The sequence below is a fragment of the Priestia aryabhattai genome, from assembly GCF_023715685.1.
In the GTDB taxonomy this organism is placed as follows: domain Bacteria; phylum Bacillota; class Bacilli; order Bacillales; family Bacillaceae_H; genus Priestia; species Priestia aryabhattai_B.
In genome coordinates this window covers 117,852-136,440 of record NZ_JAMBOQ010000003.1, presented here as the reverse complement: position 1 = coordinate 136,440, position 18,589 = coordinate 117,852, and the positions used below count along the sequence as shown (strand labels likewise).

Annotated in this window: 18 protein-coding genes; 5 read left to right on the top strand and 13 right to left on the bottom strand. The window is 36.3% G+C overall.

Annotated elements, in window-relative coordinates; translation table 11 throughout:
• Positions 1 to 25 precede the first annotated feature (25 nt).
• From M3225_RS13830 to pdxR, 7 genes are all read right to left on the bottom strand, one after another.
• A complete protein-coding gene (locus M3225_RS13830) occupies positions 26 to 1,615 on the bottom strand; it encodes an ATP-binding protein (RefSeq protein WP_251394641.1) in 1,590 nt (529 codons plus the stop codon).
• Between the two features lie 153 nt (positions 1,616 to 1,768).
• Entirely contained in the window at positions 1,769 to 3,073 is a 1,305-nt protein-coding gene (locus M3225_RS13825; protein WP_251394639.1) for a CitMHS family transporter, read from the bottom strand.
• A gap of 293 nt (positions 3,074 to 3,366) precedes the next feature.
• On the bottom strand, positions 3,367 to 3,930 hold the full coding sequence (locus tag M3225_RS13820; RefSeq protein WP_251394637.1) for an ImmA/IrrE family metallo-endopeptidase: 564 nt from the start codon (positions 3,928 to 3,930) through the stop codon (positions 3,367 to 3,369).
• 234 nt (positions 3,931 to 4,164) lie between these two features.
• Complete coding sequence (locus M3225_RS13815) at positions 4,165 to 4,614, bottom strand: CBO0543 family protein (protein ID WP_251394635.1); 450 nt, start codon at positions 4,612 to 4,614, stop codon at positions 4,165 to 4,167.
• A gap of 113 nt (positions 4,615 to 4,727) precedes the next feature.
• Entirely contained in the window at positions 4,728 to 5,360 is a 633-nt protein-coding gene (locus M3225_RS13810) for a fumarylacetoacetate hydrolase family protein (RefSeq protein WP_251394633.1), read from the bottom strand.
• 99 nt (positions 5,361 to 5,459) lie between these two features.
• Positions 5,460 to 6,395 (bottom strand): homocysteine S-methyltransferase, encoded by a 936-nt coding sequence (gene mmuM, locus M3225_RS13805; protein ID WP_251394631.1) that lies wholly within the window; start codon positions 6,393 to 6,395, stop codon positions 5,460 to 5,462.
• A 135-nt stretch (positions 6,396 to 6,530) separates the two neighbouring features.
• Positions 6,531 to 7,928, bottom strand: coding sequence for a MocR-like pyridoxine biosynthesis transcription factor PdxR (gene pdxR / locus M3225_RS13800; RefSeq protein ID WP_251394629.1), 1,398 nt, complete (start codon positions 7,926 to 7,928; stop codon positions 6,531 to 6,533).
• Between the two features lie 111 nt (positions 7,929 to 8,039).
• Here pdxR and M3225_RS13795 point away from each other — a divergent pair, with 111 nt between their 5' ends.
• Positions 8,040 to 8,510, top strand: coding sequence for a GNAT family N-acetyltransferase (locus M3225_RS13795; protein WP_251394627.1), 471 nt, complete (start codon positions 8,040 to 8,042; stop codon positions 8,508 to 8,510).
• A 229-nt stretch (positions 8,511 to 8,739) separates the two neighbouring features.
• A complete protein-coding gene (locus M3225_RS13790; RefSeq protein ID WP_074893948.1) occupies positions 8,740 to 8,940 on the top strand; it encodes a YolD-like family protein in 201 nt (66 codons plus the stop codon).
• A 77-nt stretch (positions 8,941 to 9,017) separates the two neighbouring features.
• Here the strand turns inward: M3225_RS13790 and M3225_RS13785 are convergent, their stop codons facing one another.
• On the bottom strand, positions 9,018 to 10,946 hold the full coding sequence (locus M3225_RS13785; protein WP_251394625.1) for an LTA synthase family protein: 1,929 nt from the start codon (positions 10,944 to 10,946) through the stop codon (positions 9,018 to 9,020).
• A gap of 428 nt (positions 10,947 to 11,374) precedes the next feature.
• Between M3225_RS13785 and M3225_RS13780 the strand changes: the two genes are divergently transcribed.
• The 3 genes from M3225_RS13780 (at position 11,375) to M3225_RS13770 (ending at position 12,385) form a co-directional block, all read left to right on the top strand.
• Positions 11,375 to 11,557 (top strand): YolD-like family protein, encoded by a 183-nt coding sequence (locus tag M3225_RS13780; protein WP_251394623.1) that lies wholly within the window; start codon positions 11,375 to 11,377, stop codon positions 11,555 to 11,557.
• A gap of 149 nt (positions 11,558 to 11,706) precedes the next feature.
• Positions 11,707 to 11,925: a helix-turn-helix transcriptional regulator gene (locus M3225_RS13775; RefSeq protein ID WP_251394621.1), complete on the top strand. Its 219-nt coding sequence runs from the start codon at positions 11,707 to 11,709 to the stop codon at positions 11,923 to 11,925.
• Entirely contained in the window at positions 11,918 to 12,385 is a 468-nt protein-coding gene (locus tag M3225_RS13770; protein WP_251394619.1) for an MFS transporter, read from the top strand. The genes M3225_RS13775 and M3225_RS13770 overlap by 8 nt, the downstream gene beginning before the upstream one ends.
• Before the next feature lie 39 nt (positions 12,386 to 12,424).
• Here the strand turns inward: M3225_RS13770 and M3225_RS13765 are convergent, their stop codons facing one another.
• The 5 genes from M3225_RS13765 to M3225_RS13745 form a co-directional block, all read right to left on the bottom strand.
• Positions 12,425 to 13,177: an SDR family NAD(P)-dependent oxidoreductase gene (locus tag M3225_RS13765; RefSeq protein ID WP_251394617.1), complete on the bottom strand. Its 753-nt coding sequence runs from the start codon at positions 13,175 to 13,177 to the stop codon at positions 12,425 to 12,427.
• Positions 13,174 to 14,640, bottom strand: coding sequence for an NCS1 family transporter (locus tag M3225_RS13760; RefSeq protein ID WP_251394615.1), 1,467 nt, complete (start codon positions 14,638 to 14,640; stop codon positions 13,174 to 13,176). Before M3225_RS13760 ends, M3225_RS13765 begins: the two co-directional genes overlap by 4 nt.
• 44 nt (positions 14,641 to 14,684) lie before the next feature.
• Positions 14,685 to 15,485 carry a carbon-nitrogen hydrolase family protein gene (locus M3225_RS13755; RefSeq protein WP_251394613.1) on the bottom strand — a complete coding sequence of 267 codons (801 nt, stop codon included), beginning with the start codon at positions 15,483 to 15,485 and terminating at the stop codon, positions 14,685 to 14,687.
• A gap of 19 nt (positions 15,486 to 15,504) precedes the next feature.
• Positions 15,505 to 16,620 (bottom strand): zinc-binding dehydrogenase, encoded by a 1,116-nt coding sequence (locus M3225_RS13750; protein WP_251394611.1) that lies wholly within the window; start codon positions 16,618 to 16,620, stop codon positions 15,505 to 15,507.
• A 214-nt stretch (positions 16,621 to 16,834) separates the two neighbouring features.
• The gene (locus M3225_RS13745; protein WP_251394609.1) at positions 16,835 to 18,535 is read right to left on the bottom strand and encodes a sigma-54 interaction domain-containing protein; all 1,701 of its coding nucleotides are present in this window, start codon (positions 18,533 to 18,535) and stop codon (positions 16,835 to 16,837) included.
• Between the last annotated feature and the right edge of the window lie 54 nt (positions 18,536 to 18,589).

Here is an 18,589-nt window from a genome sequence, read left to right as displayed (position 1 = left end):
CGACTCTCCCCTTACTTTTCATGATTCAGTTTTTTGGAAGGTAAACTGAAAAAATGGCTCCTCCTTCTGGCTGATTATACACTTCAATAGATCCTCCAAGTTCATCTACCATTTTCTTTATATTTGCCAGTCCGTACCCTCTGTCTGTACCTTTAGTTGAAAAACCTTTTGTGAAAATTTGATTTAGTACTTCTTCTGATATACCTGGTCCGTTATCCATCACTTCAATAATTAAATCATGACCAATATCGGTAATAAAAAACGACACTTCTTTTTTAGACTGCTGACTTACTGCTTCAAATGCGTTATCAATTAAGTTCCCAATAATGATGATGAGATGAGAAATTTCAATGTGTTCTGGCAGAGTATCAAGCGTACTCTCCGAATCAACTGAAAAATGAATTTTCTTCTCAGATGCTTTTCCAATCTTCCCAAGCAATATTGCTTGGACTTTAGAATCCAATATCTGATCAAAGAGAATACGATTTTGAGTTTGGTGCACGGCTGATTCTTTTTGAATAAACTCAAATGCATCTTTGTATTGCCCTAACTGCAGCAAACCTGACAAAACATACAGCTTATTCGTAAACTCATGCGTTTGAGCTCGTAAATCCTCCGAATACTTTCGTACTTCTGAAATCGTATTGATTAAGCTTTTTAATTCTGTTTTATCACGAAAACTAGCGACCACTCCTACAATTTTTTGATGTTCAATAATAGGTGTTAAGTTTAAAATAAACGTTTTTTCATTTAGAAAAATTTCTTGGTCGCTTCGGGCTATTCCCGTATCTAGTACTTCAATCATATTCGTATAAGGGAATACTTCAATGATATGATGATGTAAATATTCCGTCTTTAAACCTAACATATTTTTAGCTGACGTATTCATCATCGTAATAAAGCCTTGATCGTCAATAGCAATAATTCCTTCTTTTATCGAAAGTAAAATCGCATTTCGCTCACGGTACAAAGAAGCTATTTCATGTGGCTCAAGACCGAGAGTATCTTTTTTAATACTTTTAGCTAAAAAAATGCCCCCAATCATACCAAACAATAAAACAGCTAGCGAAAATAGGATAATTTGCTGAATGCGCGTAATGAGCTGAGCATGAACATGAGATTTCAAAAACTCAACCGTCACCACTCCCACCACTTCTGTATACTTTCCGTGATTGATGACAATAGGCGCTTTTCCCATAATAGCAGGACCTGTTGTTCCCTCCCCGTCAAGCGTATAATATCCACCGAACAGTAATGCTCTATCGTTAATCGATTCTTTGTTTTTCTTTCCTATCCATTTTTGATTAGAATGAGAATAGATGATCTGGTCGCGGTTTTGAACAACAATACTTGCTGCTCCGATTTGTTCTCTGACCTGCTCGGCAAGCGGCTGAATATAGCGACTCGGCTGTTTTTTTTGAAAAGCAGCTTTGACTTCCGGCATAAACGATATTGATTTGGCGGCTTGAAGAGCCAGCTGCTCGGCTTGCCTTTTAGATTCTACAAACTGCATGTAAGAGAAAATACTCGCTAAAAGAACAATAACAGTTATGATTAATGCTGCAGATAAACCTACGATTTTTGTTTGCAACGATACTTGAAACCATTTTTTCATTTCATCGCACCTTTAGCCTTTACCTTATAGTTCTATTCCTCTTTTATTTTATCAAATTTTTTTGTATATCCGCTTCTTATTCCAAAAGCTTTTTAGACAAAAAAACTTATCAATCCCAAAAGCGGAATTGATAAGTTTTTAGGTTCATGATCTTTACAGCGTAATAACACCTGTAATAATAGCTACTAAAAGCATCATCATTGCTGTTCCAATCGTCCACTTTAAAGTAAAGCGCTGAAATTCACCGAGCTCGACTTTTGCCATACCGACTAATAGATACGTAGAAGCAACTAAAGGACTTAGTAAGTGAACAGGTTGACCAATCAATGAAGCACGACCAATTTCTGCAGCATCAATACCGTATGCTGAAGCTGCTTGAGCAATAATTGGTAAAATCCCATAGTAGTAAGCATCATTTGACATAAAGAATGTAAATGGCATACTTGTGAAAGCTGTGATCACAGACATATAAGGTCCCAACGCATCTGGAATTAATCCTACTAAACTATTACCCATTGCATCTACCATTTTTGTACCTGATAAAATACCTGTGAATACGCCTGCTGCGAATACAAGAGATACTACGGCAAGTACATTACCTGCGTGAGCTGTAATGCGCTCTTTTTGAACTTCTAAATTTGGATAGTTAATCATGATAGCGATTGCAAACCCAATCATAAATAAAATTTGAAGCGGCATAACACCTGTAATCAATCCTACTAATAATAGAGCTGTTAAAGCAAAGTTTACCCATAAAAGCTTCGGACGCTTGTACTCGATTCCTTCAGCAGCTGCTGCTTCTGCAAAAGCTACTTGAGCATTTGTGACGTCTTGAATATCAATAACACCTAAGCGCTGGCGCTCTTTTTTTCCAAAGTAGTAAGCCGTAAATAATAACCAAACAGCTCCGCCAATCATAGCTGGAATCATTGGTGTAAACACCTGTGAAGCATCTAACTTCAATGCGCTCATCACACGAGCAGTAGGTCCACCCCAAGGTGTTAAGTTCATAACTCCACTACCCATAATAGCGATACAGGCTAAAATCATCGGCTTCATGTTTAGCTTTTTATAAAGCGGAAGCATCGCTGACAGCGTAATCATATATGTTGTGGTTCCATCTCCGTCTAATGAAATAATAAGAACTAATATAGCTGTACCAATTGTGATTTTTAGTGGGTCACCTTTTACGATTTTTAAAATTCTTCCTACAACTGGATCAAACAAGCCAGCATCTATCATAATCCCAAAATATAAAATAGCAAACATTAACATAACGCCTGTAGGTGCTAACTCTTTTACACCATTTAAAGCCATTTCTCCAATATCACTTGTGAATCCTCCTATGATTGCAAACAATACTGGAATAACCATTAAAGCAATAAGCGGCGTTAATCGTTTTGTCATAATCAGAAACATAAATGTACAAACCATCAAAAACCCAAGAATAGCTAACATTATTACCCCTCCTATTTTTGAATCCGCTTTCATAACAGTGGAAGCGATTCGTTTGTATGTATGACTCGCATATGTATGCCAGTTCGTCTATACGATTACAACATCGCTTGTTCACTATTAAGTTGTACCTTGAAACTTTAAAATTTTCTGTTTTTTCTTAAAATAATCATAATTTACAGGAGGGTATAGTGTAAATAATTCGTACTATAAAAACTTTTAAAACTTTATGGGTAATTAAATCCTTTTTGTTCATTGAAAGGATAAAAGAAAGGAAGAGGAACTATTCTCATGAATTATTCAATTTGAACTCTAAGAGAATACGATCCAGGGTGAGGAGTTTTATTCCATTGAGTAAGAGATTCCTCTAAAAATGGAATGTTTTTTAATTTTTTTGTTTGGAACTTTTCTATTTTTGAATATTTTTCTAAAGCATACGTATTAGCAAACATTTCGTGTGTTCTATTTCCTTCTTTTAAAAGCGTTCCATTTCTCATACGATCCACGTGATGGCCTAATTCATGCAAAATGATAAAAGCAAATTGATGAGGCTTTTTATTTTTTGTTGTATCGATAAAGACAATAGGACATTCCGTTACTGTATACTTAATATAGTCAATTTCAAACTGAAGTTTACGCTTCTCTTTTGGAAGGTTATCATTAAATTGACCATAATACACACCTAGCACATCTTTTCCTTGCACTTTTACACTACCTAAGCAATACACACCTTTTAGCCCATCCCAATCTTTTTCGTCTGTTACATTAGCAATTTCCTGCAGGGCCGCTTTTTGCTTCGCACTTATGACTCCATGAAACGTTACGCCATGAAGTTGGATTTTTTCACTACGTTTAAACATCTTCTTGCCTCCTTTGCTAAATTCCTTCTCCAATATGTTATTTATTACTAAGTATATTCATTCACAATACATGGTTAAAAACATGAAGTTAATGTCAAGATTCCCGTTTCGACATTTTTTAACCATACTTATATGCCGCTTCGATTATTTTCTATTTTTACTATATTACATATGTAGCCATTAATAAAATATCATTTTTTTATGATTTATCATTACTTTTTTTTATTTCTATTTTTATTTATCGATAACCTGGAGCCTGCGTATCATTTTTAAATTTAAAACCATCGCTATATATAGAAAAGGATAGCAACAAAACGAGTATAGTGTCTTCCATTCATTATAATAAAACACTTCTGTTTGGGCAGAAATGTATTCAAACAAAGTTGTAAGAATTACCCACACTGTAATATATAAAGCTTTTCTAGACAAACTCTTGCCTTGCGGATAAAAATTCAAAAATACACTATTCGTTGCAGGATAAATAAAAATTAAAAGATATTCAAAGTCTACTCCTTTTGTAAAGAAACCATAAAAATCATATTTAACATCAAGATATATATCTGCTATCGATCCTAAAAACATGACAAACAAAGAAGTTGTATACATTTCCATCCAGCCGATACGCTTTGGCATAACTAATACACTCAGAATAGAAATCACCGTTGTAAGGATTAATAGCACCATACTTAGGACCTCGTTTCCTATAGAAGATAGAAACAGCTTTCCCATTGGAGATTAAATTCATTCTGAAGGCTACATTCGCAGAAAAAAGGCAAGTCATTTGACTTACCTTTTTGTTAACGAAAGGAAATGATGCAAGAACCAAGCTCTTGCTGTCCCCATTTAAGTGAAAGCTCATCATGATGAGAAAGCGGACCCACTCCCTCAGGTGTACCTGTAAAAATAAGATCTCCTTTATCAAGACCAAAATGTTTTCCTGTAAAATCAATAATCGTTTGTAAATCAAAAATCAAATCTTTAATATTTCCCAGCTGCACGCGTTCATTGTTTTTCACTAACGAAAAGTCTTTCTTCTTAGATGCTTCTACTCCTTCAAACGGAATAAAGTTTCCCACGACTGCTGAATGTTTAAACCCTTTTGCAAGCAGCCACGGATGCTTTTTTTGTTTTAATTCGGTCTGCACGTCCCGAAGCGTCAAGTCTAATCCTATCGTCATCTCGTCAACAAGTTCATCCACTGTTATGCCTTCTTTGTAAGATTGTCCAATATGAAGAATCAGTTCGGTTTCAAAGTGCACCTCTCCTTGGCCGCTAGGAAGAACGATTGATTGTCCAGCTGCCTCAACGAGAGCGTGAGTAGGTTTTGAAAATAAAAAAGGTGATGTTGGAATATCATTATGTAATTCTTTTGCATGCAGTGCGTAGTTTCGTCCTACACAATAAATATTTTTAATATCTTTCACTTTCATCATCCCTTCTTTCGTTAAAATAAAAGCTTTTCAACTTTTATTCTTTTATTTTACAAGAAAAAAAGAAGATTACAATGAATCTTCTTTTCTTACAATCCGTTATTTTCTAGCCCATTTTGTAATGCCTTTAATATCATCTGGAGTTGTGCGACAGCACCCTCCAATTAACTGAGCTCCTGCTTCATACCAGCTGTGAGCGCTGTAGCCATACGTTTCGCCCACAGATGTCCCGTTCCATGTTTTAGATTCAGCGTCATAATGTTCCCCTGAATTTGGATACACAATGACCGGCTTATCCGTTTGAGATTTAATTTCCTTAATAAGTGAAGAAATATATTGAGGAGGCGTACAGTTAACTCCAAGAGCAGCTACTTGCTCATAGGAATCCAGATAGCGTGCACAATTCGAGATTAATGTTCCGCTGCTAATGTGCAGCTCATCTTTTGCGCTGAACGTAATCCATGCATATGCTCCTTCAAATTCTTCTAGCAGCCTCGCAATGGCTCTTGCTTCCATCAAATTAGGAATGGTTTCACAAGCTAATACGTCCGCTCCTGCTTCAATTAATGCTTTCATACGAGGACGATGAAAGTCCATTAATTCTTCTTCTGTTACGTCATACTGTCCAGTATATTCGGATCCGTTTGCTAAAAATGCTCCGTAAGGCCCTACCGAAGCGGCAACAATCGGTTTTGGGCGATTAAGACGATTCTCTTCCTGCTGCCAAAATTCATCTCTTGCTTCAGCCGCAATTTTTACAGATGCTTGAATTAACTCGCGAGCCTCTGCTTCACTCAAACCACGTTTAGCAAAGCCTTCAAATGTACTTTGATAACTTGCTGTAATTGCACAGTCAGCTCCTGCTGCAAAGTAATCTTGATGCACTCTCTTAATCAATTCAGGCTGCTCCATTAACACTTTTGCAGACCATAAGCTGTCGTTCAAATCACAGCCATATCTCTCAAGTTCAGTTGCCATCGCACCATCTAGTACAATCACAGGGAATGTATGTAAAATTTGTTGGATAGGATTCATTGTTTAATCTAGGGTTGTCCACTAGCAGTTAGCTTCGATTACCCTATCCTCCTTTCAGATAATTTAAAATATATGCAAAAAAAGTCTAAAGGACTAGGAAACTTTTGTCAAGAAACAGAAGAAATGCGTACAGACTTATAACCAAGCTTTTTTCAACCGCCTTATTCCTTCTTCTATTTCTTCTCTCTCCAAACTTCCAAAACCTAATAATATATGAGGCTTTTGTTGGGGTGATTCCGTAAGCCAATAACGAGAGGTGCCGTAGACAGAGACATCTTGCTTTCGAGCTGCGTTAATTAATTCTTGTTCGTTCATATCGTTGTGCACGCCGACATGGATATGCAAACCTGCATATTCTCCTGACAACGTAGTGTTTTTGTTAAACTCCTTCTGTAAAGCTCCTAAAAGAGTCCTGTGTTTCAGTTGATAAGCAGTCCTCACTCTTCTCAAATGTTTACTCCACTCTCCGTTTTTCATCATTAGGCTGAGCGTCTGTTGATGAAGAACTGGAACAGCTTGCTCGTATAAAGAGAAACATTCATGATATTCCTTTAGAAGAACTTCAGGTAATACAAGGTAGCTGATTCTTAAAGAAGGCATAAAAGATTTTGAAAATGTCCCTGTATAAATGACACGCCCCTTAGAATCCAAGCTTTGCAATGAAGGGATGGGACTGCCTTTATAACGAAATTCTCCGTCATAATCGTCTTCAATAATAAACCCATTGCAGTCATTCGCCCATTCAAGAAGCTCTATTCTTTTTGAAACAGGCATGATCATTCCGTATGGAAATTGATGAGATGGTGTGACATAAACAGCCTGCGCTCGGCTATCATAAAGCTCTTGGATGTTTATGCCTTTGCTATTAAGCGACACGGGCTTTAACGAAAATCCATGCTGCTTAAATACAAAGCTAGCTCCGTCATAGCAAGGATTCTCAAAGGCAATATCTCTGATGCCTGGCTTTAACATCTGTGCTAATAAACTGAGCGATTGCTGAGTACCAGCTCCAATAATAATTTGATGTTTCCCACAAATAACTCCTCTTGACTGATAAAGATACATTGCAACTTCTTCTCGCAGTGATTCTTCTCCTTGACTTTCTTGATACGTAAACAGCGCTTCTCTATAAATTTGAAGACTTTCATTGTATCGTTTTTTCCATTCATTCAAAGGAAACAAACGGCTATCAACTTTTCCATACCGAAAATCATAGGTACACGACTTTGTTTCTGACTGAGGGTGTAAAAATACAGCCGGTTTTTTATATGTTTGCAGTAAATCAAACTGTGTATTCGTTACGTACAATCCACTTTTAGGCCTGCTTTCTACATATCCTTCAGCTAAAAGCTGCTGATAGGCCATATCTACAGTATTTCGACTTACGTTTAAGTAATCAGCAAAGGACCGGATAGAAGGTAGTTTGTCATTTACTTTCACTCTGCCGGATACAATTTCTTTTTTTATATATTCATATAGCTGGTGATACAAAGGCGTATCATCCTTGCGGTTTAATAAAGGTGTGAACTTCACGCTAGCTCCTTTCATCTGTCCCTATCTTATTTTTCAAATCTGGCTCTTTTGCAGGGGATACATTTCTCTTACTATAAGTGTAGATCATCTGATTAAAAAGGAGAAGATTTAATGACTACTTTTACAATTCGTCAAGCAAATGCTGCTGACATGGAAGCACTTATTTCATTAATGAACGAATACATTGTTGATTTTTACAAGCGTCCTCAGCCTACCGAAAAACAGCTGAGAAATTTAATAAATCACTTGTTTCACCATCAGGATACTGGCGTTCAATTTATCGCGACTCAAAATGACGAGGCAGTAGGTTTTTCAACGCTTTATTTTACATTTAGCACCACTCGCGTAAAGCCTGTAGCGATTTTAAATGACTTGTACGTTACTGAAAAAGCAAGAGGACAAAAAATTGGAGAAAAGTTATTTTCGACCAGTCACCAGTATACAAAAGAGCATCAGTATGCATCTATGTCTTGGGAAACGACTTATGATAATACAAGAGCCCAAACTCTTTACAGAAAAATGGGCGGAAATGTAACGAACGATCAGTGGATTCACTACGACATTTCAAACGATATTTTATAATATTCTTCCATCCATAAAGTTTTAACACATTCTTAACACTCCTTTCATAAATGTGTTTTATCATAAATACGACAAATAAATCAGTTTCTGTATGTATTTGTCACATTCTCTGTTAAAGTTTTCACAAAGTGTTCAAACTTTAAGTGAAAACGCTTTCTATTTTTGTGTATAATAAAAATATGCAAATGAAAATGAATGTTACAGCTCGTTAATCATACACATTTTAAATATGGAAGGAGTTTTGAAAATGATTTTAAAAGCATTAAGAAAAAACGGTGCCGTTACAATTAACTATTATAAAAACGGTTTGCTTCAAACGTTTAAAGGAAAAGTACAGCGCTTAGATTTAACAGACCAAACGCTTTCATTAAAAGATGAACAACAAAATACTTTCTCTATTCGCTTATCGGGAATTAAAGAAATTTATTGATGAATAGTTTACAGTGAAAAAGAACATGATGCTCATTCTGCTTTGCAGAAGTCATCATGTTCTTTTTGATTTTAGCTTTATTTAGCTGATGTTTCTGTTTCTTCTTTCCCGTACATATATTTAGAAGGGTCGACTGTTTGAAAATCCTTCAGCTTGTGGAAACGAAGTAAGTCTCCATAAAGCACTTGATCAGATAACTCCAGTTCTTTAGCTACCTTCTGTTTATAAGCTTTCATTTGATTATTTTCTTGAAGCGCTTTTCCCGTCTTAGAATCATAATACGTTCCATCCACTAATGTATACTTCGGAGATACGTAGTTGCCATTACGGAACGCCACTACATCATCATGATCTTTAGAAAATAAATCTGTGCCAAATTGGATGAATTCTTTGCTGTCAATCCCTACTAAATGAAGAAGAGTTGGCACTACATCAATTTCTCCACCGTACGTATGATTAACTCCGCCTTTTACTCCAGGCACGTGAATGAATAGAGGTACACGCTGCAGCTGAGCATTTTCATAAGGCGTAATTTCTTTTCCCATTACTTTTTCCATTGCAGCATTATGATTTTCAGAAATACCGTAGTGATCTCCATAAATCATAATCACAGAATTATCATAAAGCCCAGAAGCTTTCAGTTCTTGGAAGAAAGATTGCAATGATTCGTCTAAATAACGAGCCGTTTGGAAATAGCGGTCAACTGTCGCATCGCCCGTGTTAGCCGGCTGTATGCTTGCCTCATTGTTTCCAAGTAAAAATGGAAAATGATTTGTTAACGTAATTAAATGCGCATAGAATGGCTGTGGTAAAGACTGCAACATTGGAACAGATTCTTTAAAGAACGGTTTGTCTTTTAAGCCATAATTAATTTTATTTTCACCCGTCATATTGTAATAACTTGCATCAAAGAACTTATCCACACCGAACTGCTTGTAAATTTCGTTACGATTCCAAAACGTCTTATAGTCTCCGTGCAGCACAGCGCTCGTATAGCCAGCTTTTTGATCTAAAATAGCCGGGGCCGCCTGATACGTATTGCTTCCTTTCAGCACAAAGGCAGAACCTTGAGGAAGGCCGTATAGAGAGTTGTCCATCATCAGTTCAGCATCTGATGTTTTTCCTTGTCCTGTTTGATGAAAAAAGTTATCAAAATACGTAAAGTCATTTCCATGGGCCAATGAATTCAAGAACGGTGTCACTTCTTGACCATTTAATTTGTAATCAATTAAAAAAGATTGAAATGATTCCAAATGAATTTTAATGATATTTTTCCCTTTAGCTTTTCCAAAATAAACGGGATTAGGTTCCGCATAGTGACTGTTTTTAAAATTAACGACGTTCGTTAAATCATTGCTGCTTGCAAACGCTCGCTGTTTAGAGTTTTGAGCAGTTTGAACACCGTCATACATCGTATAATTATAGGCTCCTAAATACTTTACTAAATAATTGCGGTCAAAAGTTCGAGATAGAAGCTGCGGGCGATCAATTTCTGCTAGTGTTAAGTTGACAGAAAAGACCATGAATCCTAGAGAAAGAATAGTTACAGCATTCTTAACTGATACCTTTTCATTATACCAGTCAATTTTTTTACTAAAAAAGAAGAAAAAATAAATAATAAAATCAACAAAATAAAAAACATCATGTGCTTTTAATAAATCCATAATGCTTCCGCCCATACTTCCTGCATTACTTGTCTGCAATAGTGTGGGAAGCGTTACAAAATCGTTAAAAAAACGATAATAAAGAATGTTGCTGTATAACAGCAGCGTCATAATGAAACTGCCTGCAAGAATCCAAGCTCCTGCTTTCTTTCCTTTAAAAAATAAGCCGATTCCTAAAAAAATCAGTACTGAACTCACAGGGTTTATAAACAGCAACAATTGCTGCATTACGCCGCTTACGCCTAAGTTAAATTCAGTTTTATAAGCCACGTACGACTTTATCCACATTAAAACAGCGGCTAATATGAAATAGTGCAGCGGCTTAGAAATGATTCGCTTCATTTTGATTTTCCTTTCTCGATTAGTTTATGAGTAGATTCACAAAGAACATCTCGATTAGTTTATGAGTAGATTCACAAAGAACATATAGAAAACCTTTATCATTATACTCATAGAAAATGAAAATTAAATGAAATCTTAGCCTTCACAACTATAGATAGATTCTTTAAATTCATCTACTAGTTTACCTAATACCCACAAATAAATAAACTAAAATCACCTTTTTCATCATAAAATCCCTTCTCCTCTCATATACTGTATTCTATTGCAACACCCGTACTGCAAACTTGTGCATTTTTTCACAATTTATCTGCAAACTATTCTCATCTTGCTGTATAATAATAATTCTGTCTTGAGCATACTCCAAATTCGTATGCTTAAGACACAGCTTTCTTTTCATAACAGATGCACACATGAAAGGAGATGAATAGATGATTTTAAAAGCATTAAAGAAAAACAAACATGTAACCGTGAATTATTACGAAAATGGCCTGCTTCAAACCTTCAAAGGAAAAATCCAAAATTTAAACCTAACCGACCAAACCCTCTCCCTACGAGATGAAAAACAAAACACTTTTTCCATTCGTTTGTCTGGCATTAAAGAAATTTATTAACAAAAAAGATCCTGAAGAATTCTTCTAGGATCTTTTTTGTATTTTTCATCCATTATTTATTGAAAAATCATCCAATTGATGTTAAATTAACTTTACATCATGTTAAATCAACTTAACAAATTTTATTAAAAAGACAGCGGGTGATCATATTGACTCTTATTAATCGCGTAAAAGAGCTTAGAGCTAAACATGGATATACGCAAGGAGATTTAGCTGAAAAAGTTGGAGCCACTCGCCAAACCATTGCAGCTATTGAAAAGGGGAATTACGTTCCTTCCCTACTACTTGGTTTAACAATTTGTGATGTCTTTCAATTAAAAATGGAAGATGTTTTTATACTTCAAAAGGAGGAGAAAAAATTTGAGTAATGTTATTAAATCTTATTTGTTGAATGTAGTGTCTCTGCTATGCGTGGGTTGGTTTTTATATGATTTTTTAAACTTAAATGTTCAATTTAGCGAAATTATGAAGCACCCAGAACCCCCTTGGGAAGCTACTATGTCTATAGGCTCTTTTGCGTCTTGTATTGTCCTTTTAATCGTTTCATTTTTTTATTACTGCGTGCGTAAAAAGACGAAGAACGTTTCGCTTTTATTATTTCCTTTTGAATTTGCAGAAGATGATGAGCGAGAAAAAATGATGACAGCAGAAGCTTGCAAAAAAGCCTTTGTTTTCCTCCTATTCTCTATTCCTATAGGTGCTATCTTAATGGCTTTTTATCCGCTATTACCAAATTCTTTTAGCTTTTATCCCATTGCCGTTCTTTTGCTTCTTTCTCTTGTACAGTTAACGGTTTATTACGTGTCAATTAGTAAGATTTATCGCTGATTAAAAAAATGGTGCTGTAACAACAGCACCATTCTTTTATTACAGCATAACATCTCCACTATTTGGTCCCAACGTTTGCCCTGTATAGATATTTCCATCTGGAGAACTCGCTAACAAAACAGCTGTTGGTGCCACTTCTTCCACTGTGCCAAATCGAGGAACGGCTAATTCCTTTTGTTTTTGTAATTTCCACTCTTCATTAATATCATCTACAAGCTGTGTTTGTATTGGCCCAGGCGCTATACAATTTGCTGTAATATTATATTTTCCAAGTTCGAGCGCAATGGATTTTGTAAAAGCAATCACTCCTGCTTTCGCAGCAGCATAGTGGCTTAATTCTACGCCGCCTTTTTGACCAATTTGAGACGCGATATTAATAATTCTTCCTGATTTTTGCGCTATCATATACTGAACAACTGTTCTTGTGGTTAGAAATACTGATTTTAAATCAATATTCATCATTTGGTCCCACTGAGCTTCTTCCATATCTTTTAATAAACTTTGAGTTAAAATTCCTGCATTATTCACTAAAATGTCAATGGTCTGAAAACGTGAAAGAGCTGTTTGAACCATTTCCTCAACGATCTCTTTCTTTGTAATATCTCCTTCAATAATGACAACTTGTCCACCATAAGAACTTACTTCCGTACTGAGCTCTTCTATTTCTTGTTGTTCTACGCCATAGACGTTTAACACTAAGTTTGCTCCTTCTTTGGCATAAGCAAGCGCAATACCTTTTCCAATTCCTCTTGCACTTCCTGTAATGATTGCTGTTTTCCCTTGCAGCTTCATGCTAAATCCCCTTTCTTTACTCCAACTTCATTTAAAGAAGGCTGGATCGCTTCTTCCGGCACTTCAATATGCCAATCTCTTCCTACTGTTGTACCTAAATATTCATCAGAGAAACAACTATCAATTTCTTTTTGAGGATGACGTTTTAAATACCATGCTTTCATTAACACATAGTAACAAGCTATTCCTAGTGGAAAACCAACAATATACATATAATCTAAAAAATAGATAGCCGCTCCTCCAGCTATGATCCATGAAATCATACCCGCCCAGTTTACTCCACCATCAAATCTATATTGACCTTGCTCTGCATATAGTTCTTCTACATTCAAACGGCGCCTTCTAATAATGTAATAATCACATAACATAATCCCTGCAAGCGCAGATAAAACAGCCCCATAATACCCTAAAAAGATGAATAATTGATCTAAAATCGCCCAAGGCTGAAATAGTGTTCCTACTACTCCAGCTAGAATAATTCCCACTGTGTATGACACCTTAAAGCGAGAACCTGCATTAACAAATGTTAAAGAGGCTGGAATAAGATTAGCAGCAGAGTTAGTAGACCACTGAGCTAAAACCACCATAATAAGCACAACAGCCATTACCCATCCTGTAGAAGTTTGTTGAATAACTTCAATCGGATTCCAAAGACCCGTCCCGAGAAAACTAACAGCTCCAATCACGCCCATAAAAGTTTGTACGATAGGAAGAGCTGTAAGATGCGGAATATAATTATTTTTGTTTCGCTTCAACCAGCTTCGTTCATTTTTAGGTGCTTTTACATATCGAGTGATATTAGGAATATCCACCGCGAGTGCCGACCAAAATCCCATATTAGCAGCCATAACTAAAAACCAAGTGGTGGTATCTTTTGTTCCAACATAGCTGTACACATCAATTCCTTTATCGTCTGCCATTCCTGCCACCTTAAAGAAAATCCACACTGAGATTAAAATAATAGAAGGTGCCGCAACCACTGCAAAACGATCAATCGCTTTAATTCCCATTGCCGTGTTAATAATTTGTACAACAGCAAATGCAACATACCAAAAAAACCAAGAATCAAATCCTGTTAAACTATGAAAGATATAATTGATCGCTGTAGCTCCTAAATACGTTTGAATGCCAAACCAGATTGACGCGATAATCCCTTTGCTAACTGCCGGAATATGAACACCTTTAATTCCAAAAGGAGCGCGTAAATAAGCAGCAAATGAAAGACCGTGCTCCACTCCAATATCTCCACTTAAGCTTCCAATAATAGCAATGATAATATTAGCAAGTAAAATTGCCCCTGCTAACTTCCATAAAGACATAGAGTCAATTCCATTTGCACCAATTTGAAACGTTGCAATAATAACAGCCATCCCCACCCAAATATTAAAGAAACCAAACCCTGAAATCACACGCTGTTTTGCTAATGTTGGTACAATATCTTTCGAAATCAATGAGTTTTTCAACTAGCACTCCTCCTATTAATGAAATAGTTAGTTTTTCATGTGCATTACTTTGATAGTTCTTTATACATGTCATTCTGTAAATCTAAAAGATAGGGAATTGCCTTCCTCTGTTCTTCTACTTGTATCAAATCAATTTCTGCAACAATGATTTCATCTTCTTTTGTAGCTTCTGTTAACACTTTTCCTTGAGGGTTTATAATTCGACTTCCTCCTCCAAACACTGTTTCATTCTTTTCTGTGCCCGTACGGTTTGATGCAATAACAAAGCAGCCGTTCTCTAAAGCCCTTGCTTTAGTCGCTATATCCCATGCATACCTTCTTAAGGAGCCAAATGCAGAAGAATAAATCAACACGTTTGCTCCTTTTAACGTGAGCATGCGCGCACCTTCTGGAAACCCTATTTCATAGCATATTTGCATGCCCAATGTTACTTCACCTAATTGAGTGACCTCATACCTGTCCCCTTTTTGAAACCTTTGTTTTTCTTGATCCCATAAGTAAATTTTTCTATATGTTCCTTGAATTCCATCTTTGTCTACTACTAGACATGTATCGTATATACAATCATTTTCTTTTTCTAAAATGCACCCAGCTATTGTCACATTGAACTTCTGTGCAGTTTGAACGAGCCATTCACTCGTATAGCCCGGAATATACTCAGCATATTGCCAGTCTTTGACCTCTACTCGATACCCCGTATTAAATAGTTCTGGCAATACAATAAACGAGGCACCTTTTGAAACTGCTTGTTCAATTAACCGATACGCTTTTTCCAAATTACTGCATACATTTCCAAGCTCACAATTCATTTGAACAGCAGCTGCTATAAATGTTTGATGTTTCATTTTGTTACCCCTCCTACATTTAAAACGTAATAATTGGTTTAATAATTTGATCTTCCGCATGTTCAAATAATCTATAAGCTTCAATTGCTTCATCAATAGTAAAGCGGTGTGTAATCATGGGCTTTAAATCCATACGCTGCTGGATAACTAGGCTCATAAGTTGCTGCATACGTTCTCTTCCACCAGGACATAAAGTTGTTACAATTCGGTGATCTCCCATTCCGCTTGCAAAATGTTCAATTGGAATCTCAACATGCCCCGAATAGACGCCTACGCTTGAAATACAGCCTCCGCGTCTAATCACTTTTAAACACTGTTGAAAAGTTTCTTCTTTGCCTAATGCTTCAATAGCAACTTCTATTCCTTTATTTCCTGATAAGTTCATAATTTCTTCAACTACGTTCACTTCGTTAAAGTTTAACGTGATGTCTGCCCCCATCTTTTTAGCCAAGTCTAGGCGCTGGGAATTCCCATCTATTCCAATAATAAAGCTAGCTCCTTTTAATCTGGCCCCTGCAATGGCACAAAGCCCTACAGGACCACAAGCAAAGACTGCGACTATATCTCCTATTTGGATTTGTGCGTTTTCAGCTGCAGCAATTCCAGTTGAAGCGATATCCGTTAACAGCAGTACATCTTCATCGGATAATTCATCGGGAATTTTAGTTAAGTTATACTGTGGAAAAGGCATCTTAAAATACTCCGCATGCGTTCCATCTATCGTATTTCCTAAGCGCCAACCTCCTGGAGTTTTAAAATCTCCTTCTGGCCCTATGCATTGAGAAGATAAATTTTTTTGACAATAATAACACGAACCACAAGGTGTACAAGATCCGCACATAACGCGCGCTCCTACTTTTATTCCTGTTACTCCTTCCCCTACCTCATGAACGACTCCTACATGCTCATGTCCTAACGTTCGGTTTTTTTCTACTTTATGTTCATCATGTAAAATATGAATATCTGTTCCGCAAATTGTAGTAGAAGTCGTTTTAATGACTACTTCTCCCGCTTCTGCCTTTGGAATTTCTTTATATTGAAGCCCAACTTGCTTATGACCTTCATAAACAACTGCCTTCATAAAACCAGCAGGAGCTTTTTTACCTTTTTCAACCTCTTTTTTAATAGCAACCATATCCTATTCTCTCCTTTATCAATTAGTTAGCTTATTTTCTTAATTGCAAGATGCATGCCAATTTAGAAAAAGAGCGGCGGGGCTATTTTATATTTATTAAGAAGTTTTTTTATATGCAGGTGAACATATAAAATCCTGCAATATATGCGGCTTTGCATAATAAAAAGAAGTCTACCTTCTTAAAAGGAAAAGATAGACTTCTTTTGAAACCTTACTATTCATTTAACTTTTGAAGTTTTCGACTAATGGTTGATTGATTTACCTGTAAAGCATCGGCAATTTTGACTGTGGAGGAATATTTTTGTTTAGCTAAACGTAAGAGCTGTTTTTCAGCCATTTCCACACATTCTTTTAGAGGAAGGATGTCTAGCACCTGTACCTTGTCTCTATTAGATGATAAGTTTGTAATCTCTTCTGGCAAATGCAAGTGCTGAATTTCATCTCCATCTGACATCACAATGAGTCTTTCCACGATATTCTGAAGCTCTCTTACATTTCCTGGCCAGTTATACAGTTCAAACGCTTCAGCCGTTTCGGCTGACAGCGTTTTTTTCGTTAAATATTTTTGATTAAACTGTTCAATAAAATAAGAAGCTAAAGGCAAAATATCTTCTCTGCGCTCGCGAAGCGGTAAAATCGGCAGCGGTATAACGTTTAGCCGATAGTATAAATCTTCACGAAAATTCCCTTTTTGAACGTCTTCATGCAAGTTTCGATTGGTGGCTGCAACAATTCGCACATTAACTGCAACTGGCTTCACTCCGCCCACCCTCATTACTTCTCTTTCTTGGAGGACTCTTAGTAATTTCACTTGAAGGGCTAGAGGCATCTCCGCAATTTCATCTAAAAATAATGTTCCTTTATTAGCTAATTCGAAAAGTCCCATTTTCCCTTCCTTTTTTGCGCCTGTAAAAGCTCCTCCTTCATAACCAAAAAGCTCTGACTCTAACAAGTTTTCAGGAATAGCGCCACAGTTTACTTTTATAAATGGACTGTTTTTCCGATTACTAGTTTCATGGATAAGATTGGCGACCATTTCTTTTCCGACCCCTGATTCCCCTAGAATAAGCACAGTAGAATCTACATTAGCAACCCGTCTAGCTAGTTCTAGAGTCTTCTCCATTTTTTTGCTGTAAGAAATCAGTTTTACCTTTTCTGTTTTATCTTTTTTCAATTCCATAAGTTCTTGTTTGTAACCTGCAATTAATCGCTTCATCTCACTGATTTCTGACTGCATTTGACTCACTTCAGTGATATCTCTTGAGGCATTAATAACCCGGATAACTTCTCCTTGTTCGTTCTTTATAGGCGTTCCCACAACCATAAGTCTTCTGCCTTCTTTAGTAGTCTGAATAGCAGAAATTTTTTTCTTTTGTTCTAATACTAATCGTGTAATAGACGGTGTATAGATTCCTTCTTTCTCCAGATCAATGACGTTTCTTCCTATTAACTCGTTCTCTTTTTTCCCCCATAGCTCCAAACAGGCTGAACTTGCTCTAATGGTATTTCCTTCGCCATCTGACACATACATCACGTCATAAGAAGTTTCAAAAATAGCTTTTAAGTCCATACTTTCTGATTTGTACTTTTCATATTCAGTTATGTAGTCATCCATTATTAAGACAGAAACTAGCTCTAGTTCGCTCATATAGTAAAATTGTATATACTTTTTATGACCGTCTATTACTTGAATACGTTCTTCGCTGTTGTTCTCCTGACTAAAGCATCTTTGAACCTGTCGCTTTATCTCTTCATTCTGATAGAAAACATTTGGAAGTGACTCTGCACTTTTATTTGCAATTCTAATTTGTAAATCCTTTTGATAAATAACAATAGAAAAGGGAAATTCCTCAATTAACTCTTCTATTGCTCGTATAGATGTATGTTGTACCATATGAAGATTTGAATTCGACAAATTACACTCACCCCAACCATCAGATTTTTCAACTACTCTTAAAAATAATATCAT